Source organism: Paenibacillus sp. FSL K6-3182, assembly GCF_037976325.1.
Classification (GTDB): Bacteria; Bacillota; Bacilli; order Paenibacillales; family Paenibacillaceae; genus Pristimantibacillus.
Map to the genome: position 1 here is coordinate 3,775,945 of NZ_CP150265.1, position 18,487 is coordinate 3,794,431.

The 18,487-nt window shown below is 43.7% G+C and carries 16 protein-coding genes; 3 read left to right on the forward strand and 13 right to left on the reverse strand.

The window, feature by feature from the left end; genetic code table 11:
* Nucleotides 1-98: 98 nt before the first annotated feature.
* The 6 genes from MHH56_RS16555 to MHH56_RS16580 all read right to left on the reverse strand — a co-directional run bounded on the left by MHH56_RS16555 (nucleotide 99) and on the right by MHH56_RS16580 (nucleotide 9,105).
* Nucleotides 99-1,307 (reverse strand): VWA domain-containing protein, encoded by a 1,209-nt coding sequence (locus MHH56_RS16555; protein ID WP_339209441.1) that lies wholly within the window; start codon nucleotides 1,305-1,307, stop codon nucleotides 99-101.
* 1 nt (nucleotide 1,308) lies between these two features.
* Nucleotides 1,309-3,636 (reverse strand): DUF5682 family protein, encoded by a 2,328-nt coding sequence (locus tag MHH56_RS16560; RefSeq protein WP_339209442.1) that lies wholly within the window; start codon nucleotides 3,634-3,636, stop codon nucleotides 1,309-1,311.
* Entirely contained in the window at nucleotides 3,633-4,724 is a 1,092-nt protein-coding gene (locus MHH56_RS16565) for an AAA family ATPase (protein WP_339209444.1), read from the reverse strand. Before MHH56_RS16565 ends, MHH56_RS16560 begins: the two co-directional genes overlap by 4 nt.
* Nucleotides 4,700-6,508: a hypothetical protein gene (locus tag MHH56_RS16570; RefSeq protein WP_339202583.1), complete on the reverse strand. Its 1,809-nt coding sequence runs from the start codon at nucleotides 6,506-6,508 to the stop codon at nucleotides 4,700-4,702. The genes MHH56_RS16565 and MHH56_RS16570 overlap by 25 nt, the downstream gene beginning before the upstream one ends.
* Nucleotides 6,509-6,529: 21 nt before the next feature.
* The gene (locus MHH56_RS16575) at nucleotides 6,530-7,969 is read right to left on the reverse strand and encodes an SWIM zinc finger family protein (protein WP_339202585.1); all 1,440 of its coding nucleotides are present in this window, start codon (nucleotides 7,967-7,969) and stop codon (nucleotides 6,530-6,532) included.
* Nucleotides 7,970-8,100: 131 nt separating this feature from the next.
* Nucleotides 8,101-9,105 (reverse strand): aldo/keto reductase, encoded by a 1,005-nt coding sequence (locus tag MHH56_RS16580; protein WP_339202586.1) that lies wholly within the window; start codon nucleotides 9,103-9,105, stop codon nucleotides 8,101-8,103.
* 184 nt (nucleotides 9,106-9,289) lie between these two features.
* Here MHH56_RS16580 and MHH56_RS16585 point away from each other — a divergent pair, with 184 nt between their 5' ends.
* Nucleotides 9,290-10,090, forward strand: coding sequence for an AraC family transcriptional regulator (locus MHH56_RS16585; protein ID WP_339202587.1), 801 nt, complete (start codon nucleotides 9,290-9,292; stop codon nucleotides 10,088-10,090).
* 52 nt (nucleotides 10,091-10,142) lie between these two features.
* Here MHH56_RS16585 and MHH56_RS16590 read toward each other — a convergent pair whose 3' ends face one another.
* The 4 genes from MHH56_RS16590 to MHH56_RS16605 all read right to left on the reverse strand — a co-directional run bounded on the left by MHH56_RS16590 (nucleotide 10,143) and on the right by MHH56_RS16605 (nucleotide 13,027).
* Nucleotides 10,143-10,571: a GNAT family N-acetyltransferase gene (locus tag MHH56_RS16590; protein WP_339202589.1), complete on the reverse strand. Its 429-nt coding sequence runs from the start codon at nucleotides 10,569-10,571 to the stop codon at nucleotides 10,143-10,145.
* 83 nt (nucleotides 10,572-10,654) lie between these two features.
* Nucleotides 10,655-11,731: a HAMP domain-containing sensor histidine kinase gene (locus MHH56_RS16595; RefSeq protein WP_339202591.1), complete on the reverse strand. Its 1,077-nt coding sequence runs from the start codon at nucleotides 11,729-11,731 to the stop codon at nucleotides 10,655-10,657.
* The gene (locus tag MHH56_RS16600) at nucleotides 11,721-12,407 is read right to left on the reverse strand and encodes a response regulator transcription factor (RefSeq protein WP_339209621.1); all 687 of its coding nucleotides are present in this window, start codon (nucleotides 12,405-12,407) and stop codon (nucleotides 11,721-11,723) included. The genes MHH56_RS16595 and MHH56_RS16600 overlap by 11 nt, the downstream gene beginning before the upstream one ends.
* Nucleotides 12,408-12,457: 50 nt before the next feature.
* Nucleotides 12,458-13,027, reverse strand: coding sequence for a methyltransferase (locus tag MHH56_RS16605; protein WP_339202593.1), 570 nt, complete (start codon nucleotides 13,025-13,027; stop codon nucleotides 12,458-12,460).
* 222 nt (nucleotides 13,028-13,249) lie between these two features.
* Here MHH56_RS16605 and MHH56_RS16610 point away from each other — a divergent pair, with 222 nt between their 5' ends.
* Both MHH56_RS16610 and MHH56_RS16615 read left to right on the forward strand, forming a co-directional pair.
* On the forward strand, nucleotides 13,250-14,089 hold the full coding sequence (locus tag MHH56_RS16610; protein WP_339202595.1) for a TIM barrel protein: 840 nt from the start codon (nucleotides 13,250-13,252) through the stop codon (nucleotides 14,087-14,089).
* A 97-nt stretch (nucleotides 14,090-14,186) separates the two neighbouring features.
* Nucleotides 14,187-14,987 (forward strand): (2Fe-2S)-binding protein, encoded by an 801-nt coding sequence (locus MHH56_RS16615; protein ID WP_339202597.1) that lies wholly within the window; start codon nucleotides 14,187-14,189, stop codon nucleotides 14,985-14,987.
* A 94-nt stretch (nucleotides 14,988-15,081) separates the two neighbouring features.
* Here MHH56_RS16615 and MHH56_RS16620 read toward each other — a convergent pair whose 3' ends face one another.
* From MHH56_RS16620 to MHH56_RS16630, 3 genes are all read right to left on the reverse strand, one after another.
* Nucleotides 15,082-16,017, reverse strand: a complete 936-nt coding sequence (locus MHH56_RS16620; protein ID WP_339202599.1) for a tyrosine-type recombinase/integrase — start codon at nucleotides 16,015-16,017, stop codon at nucleotides 15,082-15,084.
* A gap of 165 nt (nucleotides 16,018-16,182) precedes the next feature.
* A complete protein-coding gene (locus MHH56_RS16625; RefSeq protein WP_339202601.1) occupies nucleotides 16,183-17,400 on the reverse strand; it encodes a Ger(x)C family spore germination protein in 1,218 nt (405 codons plus the stop codon).
* A complete protein-coding gene (locus MHH56_RS16630) occupies nucleotides 17,397-18,482 on the reverse strand; it encodes a spore germination protein (RefSeq protein ID WP_339202603.1) in 1,086 nt (361 codons plus the stop codon). The genes MHH56_RS16625 and MHH56_RS16630 overlap by 4 nt, the downstream gene beginning before the upstream one ends.
* Nucleotides 18,483-18,487: the final 5 nt, after the last annotated feature.

Below are 18,487 nucleotides of genomic sequence, written 5' to 3' on the forward strand. Positions count from 1 at the left end.
CGACTTGTTATCTATTACTAAAGATAACAATCAATCGTTAAGAGGCTTGTAAGTAAAGTTTAATTAAAGCTTAAGATTCCATAAATTGTTTATAAGGTTTATTTGCCCGCTGGATCAATTGCGCTAGCAAGCTCCTGTAAATCTCGCCCTTGCAGTGCACCTGCAATCAACTCTGGAAGCCGGTCCGGCGTACAGCCGAAGCATGGAATGCCAAATGTGGAGAGCTTCTTTGCAAGCGCAGCGTCATAAGAAGGAACTCCGCTATCCGACAAGGCTAACAAGCAAATTACGCTAACGCCGGATTGCCGCATATTTTCCATCCTTCTGATAAGTGATGCTTGGTTGCCGCCTTCATAGAGATCTGAAATGAGAATAAACAATGTCTTCTTTGGGTCACTAATAAACTGCTCGCAATATTGAACCGATTTGTTAATGTCTGTGCCGCCGCCGAGCTGAATGCCAAACAACATATCGACTGGATCATTGGCGCATTGCTCACTTAAATCAGCAACCTCAGTATCGAAAGCGACAACATGTGTATCCAAGGCAGGCAAGCTCGCAAAAATAGAACCAATAATAGAAGCATAAATGACCGAATCCGCCATGGAACCACTCTGATCGATATCGAGAATAACGGTCCATTCCTTACTGCGCCGAGCGCGTTCAAAAAAATAAAAACGTTCTGGAATAAGCTTTTGGCTATCCAAATCATAATGCTTTAAATTTCTGCGGATTGTCGTTTTCCAATCCAGCCCTGTCATCGAAGGCAGCGGTGAATGCTTTCTTCGGTTCAAAGCGCCTGTAACGGCTCGCCGAATTTCATGCTCCAAGCGAGCTAAAATTTCATCGATGACCTCGCGAACGAGTAATCTTGCTGTTTCTTTTGTTTTCTCAGGGATACGGCCTTTTAACGCAATGAGTGTCGCAACCATCCTAATATCAGGCTTCACCTGACTTAGCGTCTCCGGCTCGAACAACAGCTGTGTCAAGCCCTTCCGCTCGATGGCATCCGCTTGAATGACCGATACAATATCAGATGGAAAGAAACTGCGAACATCACCTAGCCATTTGGTTAATTTGGGCGATGATGCGCCAAGACTAGCTGAACGACCACCGCTTTTTTGGGGTTTGTCCGTCATAATCTCAGTTGTTTCATCATAAATGGCTGCAAGAGCTTGATCCATCAAGCTCAGCTCACTATCGAGCAATTCCTGACCATTCGCCATGTCAGATAGCTTGTCGTTTGCAGAATGTCCCAAAATGAGGCGCCAACGCTTTAATTGTTCGAAATGCTCATTATCGCTCATGTTATAAGTCTCCAAAGTCGAACTCATTGAGCTCATCTATTTTTTGTTGCTCCTCACTGCTCAGTGGCCGCTGCAATACATCGGCCGCCTCTATGGATCCAAATCCCCATACATCACCTAATAATTGCGCAATCGCGTTTTTTTCTCTAGCTTCGAAGGATGAAAAAGCTCTTCTAAGAAAAACAAGCGATCGTCTGAACTGCTCATCATCAAGCGATCTTGTATAAAGGTCGAGCTGTTCCCATAACTGCCTCCGAGACAGCAGCACGTAACGATTGCGGAGTGACATGCCTTCAAACCAGCCAGCTCCAATATCAGCAGGTATCCCCGGGGATAATCGTCTCGACACCTCTCGTGCTAACCGTTCATGATCGATTAGGTTTCGCTCAAGCAGCAAAGCGAATGCTAGACCTGACAGTTTAGCATTCCGATCATCGCGATAAGCAAGCTCCTCTAGTTGCTGTACCCATCGCTCGTCATCCACCACCTCAAAGTGCTGCTGTGATACAGTATGCATATCGATGATCGCTGAAGCCATATTTGCCGCGGCATCGTCACTGCAAATCGACGAATCAACAAGGAGCAGCGTACCTCTTAAGAAAAGCTGTTGAAGAAGAGGTACTAACACATCCGTATTCATTTTTCGAACATCGCCAAATTGTACGAGAATAGATAATTCACGAAGTGTCCCTGCGATTTGAGTATAGTCACCAGATTCAACTGCCAGCTCTTGCAGTGTGCGACGCGCATCTTCCATAGATGCGGGCAGCCCGCATTGCCATGCTGCCTTAACGAGCGCCGCAGCGTTTAATATGTTAGTGCTCTGCGCTAAAGACTCCTTAATGGAGAAAGCAGCTGCGAGTTCGATCGTCTCCCCTTTCATGATGGACTCAACGATCTCAATCTCGGCTTCTGGCGTCCAGCAGAGCACCCAGTGTTCTGCCCATGTTGCGCCGTCCTGCTTGACTGCGCGTTTCTTAGCAAAGCTAATCGATAGGAGCTGAAGACGCTCAAGAAAAAAAGATCTTCTTAAATCAAGAAAAGCAGCATCCTCGGATTTCACTCTTCTGTTCTCTCGTAGATCCAGCTCAAGGTCAGTTGCTACCGTCGTTTTATATTTTTCCAGTTTTAACGATTTCAAGTTTCGATTAAGATCCTCTTGAATAGGAGTTTGGCTGATTCCGTCGGGCAAAGCACCAATAGCAGTACCAATATTCGTTCTTGCAAGCGCATCTGCTACAATCGAAAGCTCGCCATATCCAAGACAAGTAATGGCGGCATCTTGAAGATCACGCAGCGTCGGCAATCTTCCTCCGTGCAGGGATGCCAGTGATTCAGCTAGTCTTACTGCTTCGATAACGGAAGCTGCGGAACGGAAATTCCCGCTCTGCCGCATATAACCTGCAATCGTTGCTAGATAAGCGGAAGACAACTTTCCAAGGTCACCACTGACTAAACATTGCCAAGCAAGCTCAAAATAGGACGGTGCCGCGTTACCCGCTCCATAGCCTGAATGACTGGATAACTTATAATACGAATAGGGCATAAGCGTCAGCTTGGTCTGAATCTTAGGCAATGCTGCTGCTTCTTGCTCAGTCATGCCATCCAATTCCGCTTCGAGTGCTGATACATGATACGCTCCGGTAACAACTACAATTCGCTCTGCTGGAATGCCTCCTTCTATCGCCTCAGCAATTCGTGCACGCATGTAAGCTTCGCGAATTTCATTATGAGCGGCCTCTAGCGGTGTATATATCCGTTCATCCGTCTCAGATAGCTGCCTCATCTCACTTGAAAAGGCATGAATAGCATGGCGGTAGGTATTAGGCTCGCTGCTATGTTCAAACGAACGTTCCCAATAGGTTTCGTAATCGGATTCTCCCGCTGATATAGCCACTTGCTCATAACGATCATTGATTTGTTCACGATGCGAGCGGGCACCTTCGGCATAATCTTCTTTTTCACTAGCAGCACTTAATTTCAAGTGAAGGCTAACCGATATATCAGACGGCAAATCGATAAATCTGGCTTCAACCCCATTTCTAGCTGCCCATACGAATGCTTGATACTCAGGGGAATACTCCGCTAACGGAAAAACAAGCGTACGGATTGGCAATTGATCGGTATATGCTAATATGGCAATGGGCGGCTTTACACCCTTTAATGTGATTTGACTAATGAGCTCCGTTGCATCCGATGGCCCTTCTACGAGTACCAGCAGCGGCTTAACTTCTTTAAGAAAAGTTTGCAGATGAAATGCCCCGGTCGGTGAGAGATGCCGTACGCCGAACAAATGAACGCCGTAATTGGATACGGCAGCCGTACTCACGAACTCAGCTCACGGCAAGCACGATATAGCCCTCGCCACTCGGCTCCCCGTTTTTTCATCACATTTTCCAAATATTCCTTCCACACCGCATCATCTTTTGATTCATCCTTAACGACAGCTCCAAGCAGACCGGCAGCAAGGTCCTCCTCAGCAACCTGCCCATCCCCAAAGCTGCTTGCCAGCGCCATACTATTAATAAGCAAGGATATTGCTTCCGCAGTTGAGATTGCACCACTTGGCTGCTTCAGCTTCTCTTTGCCATCTAGTGTCATCCCGCTGCGCAGCTCGCGGAAAATGGTCACAACCTTACGTACAGCTTCCTCCTCAGGAACAGCCTCACCGAGCCGATAATTGGAAGCAATCTCGCTTACCCGTTTGCGCACAATGGCTACTTCCGTATCCAAATCTGATGGTGCCGGCAGCACAACGATGTTGAAACGCCGCTTCAAAGCGGCGGACATATCGTTGACACCGCGGTCACGCGTATTTGCGGTTGCAATAATGGAGAAACCTCTTGCAGCTGGAATATCTCTTCCTAGCTCAGGTACAGAAATCGTCTTCTCCGATAAAATGGAAATCAAAGCATCCTGTACCTCTGAAGCGCAGCGTGATATTTCTTCAAACCGTGAAATGCCTCCTGCCTCCATTGCACGATAGATCGGACTTTTGACAAGCGCTTCCTCGGACGGACCATTAGCAAGAAGCATTGCATAATTCCATGAGTATCGTACCTGTTCTTCACTTGTACCAGCGGTTCCTTGAATAACCTTAGATGAATCGCCATGAATGGCCGCCGTCAAATTTTCCGAGAGCCATGACTTTGCTGTTCCCGGCTCACCTATAAGCAATAAGGCTCGGTCAGTAAGCAGTGTCGCAATCGCAATTTCAACGAGTCTTGTGTGACCAATGTATTTTGGCGTAATATCTACCTTGCCAGCTCGGCCACCTGTAATAAAAGTTAATACAGCCCGTGGTGACAGCTGCCAGCCTGCCGGTTTCTCCCCAGTGTCATGTTTCTTCAGTGCTTCGAGTTCATGTGCATATAACTGCTCTGCAGGCAGCCTTAAGATAGTTTGTTTTTGATCCATGCTAGAATTCCCGCTCCTTCTGGTTTCGATTCAAGTTCCGCTGGCTTAGCGGCAATGTGTCCGGCTAGCTGCTTTAATTGGTCACGAGAGTACTCGCTTGACATTTTATCCGCGATTAGCTGAAGCCTATCCGCAAATTCCCCCGGAAGCAAAGCAATTAATAGCTGCAAATCTCGGTCCATATAATAAAAAGATTTTTGCGTAGAAAGCTCCAGTGATGACATTAGCATCTCTGGCGTATCAGTATGTCCAAGCCGGAATAACGTGTACAAAATATGAATTGAACGCTGCTTCATCAGTTGTGGCGCTACTTTTGCTTTGTCGACTAAATAGTGGATTGCCCTCTCATTAGGGCGTTCCACTAATCGGCATACAAGCTCTTCCTCATTTAATGTGATAAAGCGATCTGCCCATCTCGCATCCCAGCTCCATTGATTTTGATGCTGCGTAAATGCGGCTTGCACAACCGTATGAGGAGTAAGTTCATATATGGCTTGTATTAGCTCGCGTGCAGCTTTACTCTTTTTCTCTTCTACATAGCCTTCATACCTGTCAAAAACATCTGCAGGGCTTAATACTTGTCGTGCGGCTTTGAACGAATACGCGATCAAATAGGCGCGGCGATTGCGAAGCTCATGAAGAAACACTAATGCCTCATCATTTTTGGAATCTAATAATATTTGAGCTGCTTGACTCATCAATGGTTCCATTTCTTTGAAAGAAAGGAGATCATTATCTAGCATATGCATCAGAAATTCTCTAACGGTTTGAACATCTGCTTTGGATTGAAAGCAAGTGATGACGCTGCTGAACTTTTCTTGGAAGCCCGTATCTTGTTTAGCTGAAACGACATGTTCAGCCAGCTCTAAACCATAAGCCAACATTTGCTCGGTTAATGCTGGAAGCTCACACGCTTGAATGGGAGCTATGGCAATGTCTGTATCTTTTTTCTTTAGTGATTCCATCAAACGGTCAACGACTTGTGTAGAAGCGAAGCGGGACAATGCCATTAAAGCTGCGCTGCGAATCTCTTTTTTTCGGTCATGCGACAGATCGAGCAAATGTTCCTCGAAGCTAGGCAAACCAGCCGTAAGCGATATCGCAGCTATACGTACCGGCAATCCTCCATCCTTCTGCGCTGCCAGCAGAGTTGGCCATAGTTCCTTCTCGTCCTTCGCCAGCTTATAAAGGCATACGAGCATTCTCGCGTCGCCGCTGCCTCCCTGCATATCGAATTCCGAATGCAGAATTGGCAAGGCAGCTGAACCAAGAAGTGGGATGACATGATCTGCGACATATTCAGCAATTTCAGAATAGCTGTCTCTCAATGCGTTGACTGCTGGTGCGAATGTTCTTACATCGTTGAACAGTCCTGCCTCAACCCCTTGTTTAATGGCTTCGAGCCGATTGGGGCCGCGAAGCGTCAGCGAATCAATGAGCGGCTTAAGCTTTCGATAAGGGATCGTCGTGATCGTTTTGTTATTTGCTGCTTCTATTCCAACGGGCAGCAGCTCACCTGGCGCTTCAATAGAGCTTTGTGTATGCAAGACCGCTTGCAGCAATACCGTTAAATCCAGCAGCTTGTCAGCCGCATTCTCTTGCTGAGCCCTCGTAACATTATCGACTTCTTCTGCAATTCGTTTGAAAATGGGTGCCTTTTCACCAAATTGCTGCAGCTGTGGGAGCGATCGTCTCAAACGCGTATCATCTGCCGCCATGCCCGCACCTGCTATGACTAAACGGCGTACGTCTTCATACAAATCTCGCAATAATGGAATACTCATATTTTGCTCCTTCGTCAACCATTAATAGAATAAGCGGATCATTTCTTGTTCGGTAATTAGAGCCAGAGGCTGTGCCAGCAGCCTTCCTTCTGCGAGACGATCCTCGAACATGACAAGTACCGCCACATTTGCAAGCAGCTCTTTATCTAAATTACGGAGTAAAGGCAATGTAGGATGATTCAGCCTTGAGATGGCATCAAGTGGAAGCCTAGCTCCTTGCTCATCAACTAGAACATATCCGCCTTCCGAATTTGCCACCTGAGCAGCATGAAGCAGCATGACCGGGTTGCGGTCTGCTAATGGATTTTTGAGCTGATTTTTCACCGTTTTTACTGCCGCTGAATAGGATCGCTCTGCATATGAATGAATAACAACACGATCACTTGGTATCAATTCACGCATGGTCATCTCTTCCCAGCGAACCCGTTTATTCAAATCGCCTGGATAAGCGAATAACTCCTTCGTTTGGACGACCATAAAGCAGCTATCCTCTTCCTTCATATGTTTGGCTGCACGGAAAGGCCGATAGCTGCGTGTGATAACGATTTCTCCATCTTGAAGCTGCAGCCAATATCCTTCATCCACATGCTCACCGCGTGCTTCGTCGGAATAGGAGCGAAAAGAAAGCTGTACAAGCTCAGCTGCTTCACGGAGAAGTCCATGCTCACGCAGCTCAGCTAACTGCCATGCATGGCCAATTTTTTCTTCAAGTGGGCTTGAGATATCCATTGGGATGCTCGAATCTTCCATTCGCGCCTTCAAATAATCCCGGCTGCGCTTAATTAAAGCATGCATAGCAGCTAGCTGTTCACAAACCTCCGAATAAATCGTCTCCGGATTCTCACTTGAGCCTACTAAAACCAATATCTCTCGAAATGCTGCTTGGAGCCCGGGTATGTAGTGATTGCCAAGCTGTTTTGCTTGCTCCTCATGCATATGAAGAGAGCGTTTATCCAACGAAGCTAAACCACTTTGCACGATTTGCTGCACAAGCTTGTGAACGAGCTCGACCCCTTCAAGCTGTGAAGCGAGTTTCTTGATAAGAGCGTTTTTGTTAACCTTGCGTTTAGTCTCTGTACCTGCTGGAATCGCGGCAGCTTCCTTCTTTTTCTCTTCACGCTTGTCCGCTTTCTCGCGCTTATCTGCAATATCCGCAGGTATCTCTTCCGTTGAAAAAGCCTTTCCTCCAGCATATGCATACAAAAGTCCTAATATATGTTTGCATGGAAATTGACGGCTTGGACAGGAGCAGCGAAATACAGGTTGTTCGGCTTTTACGAAGTCAACGGAGCAGCTATAGGGCTCTTTGCCGCTTCCCTTACATTCCCCAAATAGCAACAACCCGTCTTCCGTACGGCATAACTTCTGAAAGCTGTTTTTGCGTACGAGATCGTTACCGTTTTTGATTGCTCCCGCATTGGGTGCCATTGCATCGATGAAAGCTTCAGTAAGATGGGTCATAGTTTCCCTCACTCGTTTATGTTTGATTTCATTCGTTTATTTCCACAAAACACGTATCATTTCCTGCTTTTGGGTTCATTTACAACGTTTAAAACAAAGAAAAACCCAGGCGCATGCGCCTGGGCTGAGTATTACCATGGAATATCTCCAATATTGTGCATAATAGCGTCGATCTGGGCTAATTCTTCAGTAGACAGCGAAGCACTTTCCAGTGCCTTTACATTCTCTTCAATCTGGCTTACACGGCTGACACCAATTAATGCTGAGGTAACTCCACCTTCACGCAAAGCCCATGTTAATGCCAATTGGGATAAGGTTTGTCCCCTTCTTGCCGCTAGCTGCTCTAGGCTGCGGAATTTTTGAACCCGCTCTGCCGTGATCGCTTCTGGTTTCATCGCGCTGGAAGCTGCACTCGATTCCGCTTCGATTTTATCGACATATTTATTCGTCAGCTGTCCTCTTCCAAGCGGGCAATAAGCGATCGAGCCTATGCCATTCTCAGAAAGTACATCCTGCAAACCGTCTTCAATCCAACGGTTCAGCATTGAGTAATTAGGCTGATGAATCAGGCAAGGCGTCCCTAGCTGTTTCAAAATTTTCACAGCAGCGCTTGTCTGCTCTGCACTGTAGTTGGATAAACCAACATACAAAGCTTTACCCTGTCTTACTGCATGATCTAACGCGCCCATTGTTTCCTCAAGCGGAGTTTCTGGATCAGGACGATGGGAATAAAATATATCGACATAATCAAGTCCCATTCTCGTTAAGCTGCGATCCAAGCTGGACAGCAAATTTTTACGTGAGCCCCATTCGCCGTAGGGACCTTCCCACATGTAATAGCCCGCTTTTGTAGAAATTAGAAGCTCATCGCGATAGGGAGCCAAATCCTTCTTATATACAGCTCCGAACGTTTCTTCAGCAGAACCGGCAGGCGGTCCATAGTTGTTTGCTAGGTCAAAATGATTAATGCCGAGATCGAACGCTTTTAAAAGCATCGCACGTGAGTTTTCAAGCGGTTGATTGCCGCCGAAATTTTGCCATAGACCAAGGGATATCGCAGGCAGCTTAATTCCACTTTTGCCTGCGCGTTTATATAACATATCGGAATAACGTGATGAATCAGCAGCATAAGGCATTTATCATATTCCCCTTTGTTTTTAGAATAATTTCTTTGTTTGAAACATGCTATAATGAATACTTGCTTACGTCATTTCTTTTAAAGTATAGCTTAACGCTGCTGCAATAAGGAATGTCCACATGCAAGTCATATATGTCATAATGTAATATGTTAGAGACCTTCAATCAAGGAAGTGACAATGAATGTGCGAGCATTATGATCTGGTCTATTATTATCACGGGAAGCAGTTCTGCGAAGCTGGCTATAGCTGGGGACCCGGCGTTAAGGATCATTACAAAATTTTATTTATTCATGAAGGCAAAGGCACCTATCAGATTAACGGAAAAACATATGCCTTAAAAAAAGGACAAGGCTTTATGGTATTTCCAAATACGATATGCCATATGAAGGCGGATCTTCAAGATCCGTGGGTCTATTCGTGGATTGCTTTTCAAGGAACATGTGTTGACGGTTTACTTGAACAGGTCCACTTAAGCAAAACGGCCCCTTCTTTCTCGTACGCTCCAGCAAATTGGTTTGAGCCTTGGTTAGAACAGTTTAATGATGCTGGGGAGCTTGAGAAAAACAGCGGTCTTGTCGTGCATAGCCTGCTCTATCGCCTTATTTCGGATTGGATCGATATGTTGACTGCGCCTAATCAAATTGGTTATTTGCCTAAAGCAAAGGATGTTTATGTTCGCAAAGCGATCGATTATATCAAAATGAATTACTACACCAAAGTAAGCATTACTGAGCTGGCCAAGCTCATTGGCATAGACCGCATATACTTATCCGCCTTATTTAAGGAAGTTGTAAATCAATCGCCGCAAACCTACTTATTGCATTATCGAATGGCTAAAGCTTGTGATCTCATGAACAATCAACAGCTTTCGGTATCTGATATTTCCCACTCCGTCGGCTATAGCGACCCTCTTCTCTTCTCGAAAATGTTCAAAAAAGTGAAAGGGATATCTCCCAGTCATTATCGCAAAGAAATTGTCTAATTTCTTCAAAAAAAGAGAGCCTGCAGGAGAAGGCTCTCTTCATTCTTGTTATTTAATGTGATAAATCTTTAACCATCTTAACATGCGGGATATTCTCTTCCATAAAGATGGTGGATGCTACTTCATAACCTTGCTTCTCATAAAAAGCTGCTGCTTGAACTTGTCCATGCAGCTTCGCTTTCTTAAGCCCCTTTTCACGCGCGATCAACTCAAGCTCGTCCATAATTGCTTTGCCTAGTTTATGCATGCGGTGTGAAGCCAAAACGCAAATCCGCTCTATTTTTGCCATATCATCGACGATCCGCACTCTGCCCGTTCCAACAGGTACATTCTCGTAATATACAAGAACATGATCAGCGATTGCATCGTATTCATCAAGCTCTACTTCCTCCGCAACACCTTGCTCTTTGACGAAGACTGTTTTTCGAATCAGGTACGCCTCTTCCAATTGCTCATCTGTCGTAATCCGTTTTGTTTCCATCTTTCTCTTTCCTTCCATAAAGAAATCTCTATAAAACTGCGACTATTCAGTCTCTAAGTATTATTATAATGCTAATTTGCTAATTAGCCAAAACTTATCGGCATCTCAATCCAAAAAATATAATAGCCGTTGTCATGAACAACACCGATTTCTCCTCCGTGCATCTCTACTATTTGTTTGGCAATGGTAAGTCCAAGACCTGTACCAGCTGGCATAGAGCTGCGAATATCATGCGACTCCCGCTTAAAAAAACGATCAAACAATTGTGCTTCCTCATGAGGATTAATCGGTGCTCCTTCATTTTCAATGGTTAGCCTAAATATATCGTTCAATGCGGTTGCTTTTACCGTAATCACACTCGGTTTGATCGAATATTTGAGCGCATTGATTAAAAGATTGTCAATTGCTCTGACTATTTTCTGCGTATCACTCTCGACGCAGACCGGTCTTGCACAAAAGCTTTTCACCACAATGATTCCCTGCTCGGCAGCAACAGGCTCAAATTCAATAATAAGCTGCTCTACTAGTTTGTTGATATCTACGGATTGCTTAATGAAATCTTGATCTCCGCCAGTCAGACGTGTATATTCAAACAAATCATCGATCAATTTCTTAAGCTGCTGCGTCTTGTGGAAAGCATTGTCTATAAATCGCTCTTGTTCACTTGGATTTTGAAAAGCATGCGATTTCAATAAGTCCAAATAACCGATAATGCTTGTAAGCGGAGTCCGCAAATCATGCGAAACATGTGTGATAAGCTCCATCTTCGACTGTTCCAGCTTTCGTTCACGCTCTAGCTGCGTTTGCAGCTGCTGTGCCATGTGATTAATATTTTGAGCAACGCTGCCCAATTGATCCTGCCTATTTAGCGGAACACGGTATTCTAGATCTCCGCTGGCTATTTTATTTAAACCATATGTTATTTCTTTGAAATAATTGACAACACCGCGTGTAAATACAAAGAAGATAAAAATAAATATACCGAAAAATAAAGGCAGCGATAAGAAATTATCAAGTATAAACCCAAACTGTGTGCGAGTAAAATGATCCAATCCTACGATAAAGAGCACGGCGAGGGAAAAGCTAAGGACTGGCACCCACAGCATAAGTCCACGTATGCTGCGCAGTCCATTTAACAGAGTGTTAACATTATTTTTCAATCTTATATCCTACTCCCCATACCGTTTTTATATATCTCGGTTCTCTAGGGTTTTCTTCGATTTTCTCTCTAATATTGCGGATATGAACCATGACCGTATTTTCGGAGTAAAAGGCGGATTGATCCTTCCATACGTTCTGATAAATTTTATCGATATTAAAAACTTGCCCCCTGTGCGATGCGAGCAGCAGCAATATTGCAAATTCGATAGGTGTTAGCGCTATTTCTTGGCCTTTTACTGTAACCAAATGCTGATCCTTATTGATGACAAGCGCATCTATCGTAATTTCGTTTGAAGCACTCGCCGCCTGGACCGTCAAGGTTTGCCTTCGCAGCTGTGCTTTGACTCGCGCCAGCAGCTCCAATGGATTAAACGGTTTTGTAACATAATCATCTGCCCCTGTGGATAGGCCTGTAATTTTATCGATATCTTCGCCCTTTGCAGAAAGCATAATAATGGGGACATCGTGTTCCTCTCTAATTTTGAGACAAGCTTTAATCCCATCCCATTTGGGCATCATAACGTCCAGAATAATCAAATGAACGGCTTCGCGGTTGATAACCTCAACTGCATGCTGTCCATCGACAGCTTCCACTACACGATATCCTTCATTCCTTAAATAGATGTGAAGAATGTCACGAATTTCCGGATCATCGTCAACAACCAAAATCGTCATGCTCACTTGTTTACCTCCTTTAATGAAGTTCTGCGATATGCTTATAAAGGCTATTTTTTTCTACAGACGTAGACGAAAGCAGGCGGAACATTAATAGGTACAAAAATGATCTTTTCAATATGAAAATGTATGCTTAATTGCTTCTTCATTTGCTGTGAATACTGAAAGGCAACAAACCATCCATCATCCTTTAAGGAGTTTACAATTTGCGCGATCAGCATATCCCTCAGTGTCTGATGGAAATTGAAAAAAGGCAAGCCGCTAATGACACAGTCCAATTGCTTAATTCCTTCCTGCTTTAAGGCTGCTTGCAAGTTTGTCGTGTTCTCATAACATGCAAAATTAGGGTAATTTTCTTCCAATGTTTTTAACATATACGGATCTGTCTCAAAAAGCAAAACTTTAGTTTGCTGGTGAGCAGCTGCCTGAATATGCTTTGTAATCGCACCGGTGCCAGCACCAAGCTCCGCTGCCGCTAGTACCTCATGCCATGGTACGCTCTCGACCATCTTTTGGGCCAAATACTTGGAGCTTGGCATGACACTGCCGATTTCCTTAGGCTTATATAAAAACTTATACAGAAACAAACCTTTTTCCTTTAACGATTGTTTTATTCCCATGATTGTTGGTCACTCCCTCGCTTCTTTTCCTCATGCTAACAAGAAATTGTGCGGATAAAGTGAGGATAAATATGAATTTATTCTGAATACATTCTTTAACTTCAATATCCCACAAAAATGACCAACTAGAGGAGTAATATGCCAAAAGCGAAGCTTTTTTTCGGCTTGCTGCGTGCTATGCTAGCCTTAGGATTAAATAATATAGTAAAGGCGGGATATATAGTGTCATATCTATCAATCAGCACATGGAGCTTACATCGCAATCTTGGACCTCTTCACTGGACGGTATGGGATACCGAAACGAATACTCATCAAACGCGTGTACAAGAACAACCGCAGCTTACGACTTTGCTAGACCTTCCAGCTGAAGCAGCTGCTAGAGGTTATCAAGCGCTTGAAGTTTGCCATTTTCATTTCCCTTCAACAGAACCGGCTTATCTTGAGCAGCTTCGCCTCTCTTTCGAAAATGCTGCGATTAAGTTTGATACCTTGCTGCTCGACTATGGCGACATAACAACAGTTGATGCGGCTAAAAGAACAGCAGATCTTAGTTTCATTCAGAATTGGATTGATATTGCTTCACAAAGTGGAGCTAAACAAATTCGTGTCATTGCTGGTGAAGCTTCACCTAGTGATGATGCTGCCATTGAATTGACCGCTTCCTCCTTGTCCGAGCTAGCTGAATATGCTGCTTCTAGAAATGTTCATGTTATAACAGAAAATTTCAAATCGCTTACGTCGACATCGCAAAGCAGTCTTAAGCTGCTTGCGCATGCGGGTAAAGCAGTAGGCTTTATAACCGACTTCGGTAACTATCATAGCGCGGACAAAATCAGTGAAATCGGCGATACGGCACCACTAAGCGTCTCAGTTCATGTTAAGCCTACCTATGACGATGCCGGTGTCCCTGATAAGGACGAGCTAGTCTCCTATCTTACTGAGGTTGAACGAGTTGGGTTTAAGGGTGCTTATGTTCTTATATACGATGGCCCAGGAGATATGTGGGAAGGGCTTAACCGAGTTAAAGCAATTGTAGAGCCATTAATATTGACAGTCCGCTAGCCCCCTCCTATACTTATAGAGTGGAATAATGATAATCATTATCGAGTAAACCTACTCTATAGGTATATTTTGAGAAACCGAAATGGGGCACAAATAAATGGCACATGACATGGACTTTACACTTGTAGAAACATATTTTCACATTTCTCCGAAAGGTGCCGCTCATCCCTTGCTTGAGCTGCCAGCGACCAGCTTTTACGACAAAGAAACTGCTCATGCAACTCTTATAAAAGCCGGAGAAATGGTGCAAGCAACGGGCATGCAACTAGCTGCTTCCTTTGTAGGCATGTCCTTCTTTAATCTGTGCATAACGAATCTATTTTTTGCTGCCCAATACAACCGTTATTTGGATTTATCGCTACATAATTTAACTTATCAGCTTGAGAAACACGATGATCATGCTCATCTTGGCTTCAAAATTAATGCGCTTCGCTGGACAGATGTGCCAACCGAAGAACAAGAAAGAAAGCAGTTTTTAGAGAATGCCTTCCGAACTAGCTTTAAGGATGAGATTAACGATATTGTCGAAGCTGTAGCCATAAGCGCTGATGTGAAATCCGCCATGATCTGGAACCAGGTCGGTGGACAACTGCAGGGTGTAATTGATTTTCTGAAAAATAATATGAATGATCAGTCACTGTTGACAGTTGTTCAGCGCGATCTTGAGGTCATTCTCGGTCTGCCTGCTGAGGTATTTAATCGAAAACGGAACCCTTTTGTTCACAAGCCTCGGTATATCGATGATCCGTGGTCACCTGGAGGTCCACAAATCGTTCTTCGCTCTTCATGCTGTATGTATGATTGTCGTGTTGATGGTGTGAAATGTTATACATGCCCTCGCATGCTGCCAGAAGAACGTGAAGAAAGACGCAAGCTGGTTGCAGCTGGCGTCCACTAATATAAAAAGCTGATGTCAGATACTACATGTACCTGACATCAGCTTTTTTTGCTGCATTATTTTATAATTTCGATATTTGTTTACATAATTATTATTATGTAACCTTATTTTGAAATTTCATTGGGATTTTGCTGGAAATGTTGTTCATCGCATTTCGAAGCTGTTTATTATCAATATGCGTGTAAATTTGTGTTGTTTCAATACTCGCGTGCCCAAGCAGCTCTTGCAAGGTTCGTATGTCTGTACCGCTGCGAATTTGCATCGTTGCAAATGAATGCCGCAGCTTATGGCTCGATAGCCTTTTATCCGCAAGCGCAGGCATCGTCTCCTTTAGCAGCTTGATCGTTTCATCAGCGACGGTCTGTATCATTCGTATAGATAGTCTTCGTCCAAACTGCGATACAAAAAACGGCTGCTCCTTACCCTGCCTGGATTCCTTGCGCTCAGCAAGCGCCTCATTCAATACATGCTGCAGCGCATCCGGCAATGGGATAACGCGCCATTTACGCCCTTTCCCGAGAATATGAATTGATCCATCCTGCCTAAAATCCTGTACATTCATCCGGTGTACCTCACCGACGCGAAGACCTGCATAGGACATTAATAAAACAATTGCGACATTGCGAATATAATATTTCCCCTGTATGGCTTGCAGAAGCGCTTCGAGTTCATTTTCTTCCAAGTAAACCGGAATACGATTTTTCTCCTGCTTGGACTTTGCGATAAGCGCAGCAGGATTGCCTTCCAAATGCTCCATCTCGATCAACGCTTTAAAAAATGAACGCAAAGAAGAAAGCTTGCGATTGCGCGCCTCATCCCCTGCCCCCTTCTCACGGCAAACGGCCATGTAGCGCATAATATCCATTTTCGTAATATTTTTTGTTTCTGTTGGATGTACCGTCTGTAGAAAAAAACGAACATCATTTATGTAGGCTTGATGTGTGGATTTTGTCATCCCTTTATTTTTCATCCAAATCGAAAATAAGTCCATTTCCAAGCCGTAGCTATCCGTCACCTCATGTTGTCCCATTTGCAAGCAAATCCTCCATAAAAAAACTATTTTTACCCTCTATTTAAGTGACCAATTACTCTATTATGATAGCTTAAAAGTTGATATAAAAGCAAACTGCGTGAAATATGTATTTCACGCAGTTTTTATCCGCAGAAATGATGATTTTTTCGGCAAAATTAGCGATCAATGCTTACGTTTTGCTCCTGTATCCGTAATAGCCAGTTTAATGCTATACGTAATCGGAATGCGACTGAATTCTTCATCCCAATCCTCTTTAACCTTTTGCCATACTTTTGGATGCGATATGCTTAGTTTAGTACCGAACCCCATAACGTCTGTCATGTATTCCTTTTGAATTTTATGTAAGGCTCTATTCACGAGTCGGCTTACTTCCTTCTCTGATGAATGTACAGCCTTGGTTACAAATTTGTGATCTAGAGGCACGTTGTCAATTAACCACTCTTCAATTAGTCGACCATCCGATTCTATATTAACGTGAAAACTAATTTTTCCATTCTTGACCTGTGAAATTATTTTACTTTTAAGCGTTTTGATCTCATAAGCAATGACCTGCTTCGTTTCAGGATCATAGCTTTTTACTAAACCGCCTTTGCCTTCGCCAGTCAACCACATTATGCCTAACAATTCTTCCTCCGATAGCAGTCCTTTGAATTTTTGGGTTTTCCCCTTAATAACGGCTGCACCTGAAAATTCAATCTCGCCTTCAGCAGCTACGATATTTTGAAGTAAATAGCTGGACTTTGCATGCATCTTACCCTCTACTGCAATAAGCGACATCGGAGGTATGATCTTCAATGTACGATAACGATTGCCGATCATCTCAATTACACGGAACGAAGGTATAATGTTAGTACCTTTTGATTCAAATACATCTCTAGCCATGCCGCTGCTCATGACAATTAAGCTATTCGGCCGAATATTATTATCCCTCAACATAAAGCTAAGGAGATTATTCATGCTGTATTTTCGAGACAACATCTCATTTATAACGATCACCTTCAAATGATGACCGATTACAGGCCGCTCCATTCGTGCAGAAAATCCTCTAACCATTTCAAAAAGCGAATCTCCTGTCTCCGAAACATTTATATAAGGTTTAGCTGTTACAACACCTGAAGATTCACCGTCTTTCCCCTCTGATTGTTTATCTATAATTTGCAGCGTGTAGGTGATCAGATCCTTTTTCCGATTTGAGGTACTCAGCTTATCCATTTTTTTCTCAATTTCCGTTTTGCTGGCAACATCAAGCGCTATTCCGACATATAGCCCAAGATCCTCAATCTCATCCTTGCTCCAACAACCCGTTTGGACAAGCAGCGTTAGCGTGCATAGGCATGCTAGTAAAAATCGTCCCCGACTGTTGCTGTGGATCTTCATCATTTTACACTCCTTTTTTTCCACTTCGTCATACCAAACAATATGATAGTCATAGAGAGAAACAAATAAAGAGCGGTATTGCCTAGCAAGCTGCCGTATACAAACAGAGCGCTCGTATTTTTGGGAAGCGTGGAAACTAGAAATACAATGGGCAGTAAGAAATATAAGCATTTCATCATTTTTGCTTTGAATACTTGTGACAATCCCAAGGCTGCAGCATAATACGTAATGACAAAAGAAGAATAGATTTGCATAATCCAAATGACAAGAAAAAACGATTCAAATCTTTCAAATATTTGTCCAGAAAGCTCAAAGCTGCGTACAAGATCGAGTGTTGGCCACGTCCGTGTAATGACTACATCTATCGATAGCCCGCCAACTACAATAATTACGGTCAGCAAATAAATAAAGAACGGAATCGCTGTGCCATAGACGACTGCTTTTACCGATTTTTTCGGATTATCCATAAATGCAGTTAAAATCAATATAATTTCTACGCCTAAAAAGGACAGTGAGGTGGTTTGGACCCCCCTGAGAGGAGGCATGATTCCTTGCCCTAATACAGGCCGCAAATGATCGATTTCGAATATCCGTAAAGACATTAACATGACTAATACGTAAATAACGATTGTTATCGGCAAAATGACCTCAAATAACCTCGCAATCGGATTAATGCCGCTGGTCATCAAATAGAAGCTAACCCAAATAAAAACCATGACAATGACCCATGGAGGCGTTCCTTCCAGCAGAAAAAATTCCGTAACCTCAGATAAAACACGCACCTGATAAGCAGCTGTCATGAAAAAATAAATAACAAACGCTATGCCAATTATGCCTCCAACCCATTTTCCGAGAAGCTTCTGAGTAAACTGGTACACCGTTTGATTGATATGTAATTTTGCCAATGCAGCCATAAACACGCCTACTAATAAGGCAACCGTTCCCCCGATCAGTACCGATATCCATACATCTGGTGTCCCTACTTTTTCAACAGAAGCTCTAGGCAACGTAAGAATTCCTGAACCCAGCATAAAGTTTGAAATGATCACAGCAGTTTGAACGGTTGTAATACGATCATTGGACATTTTTT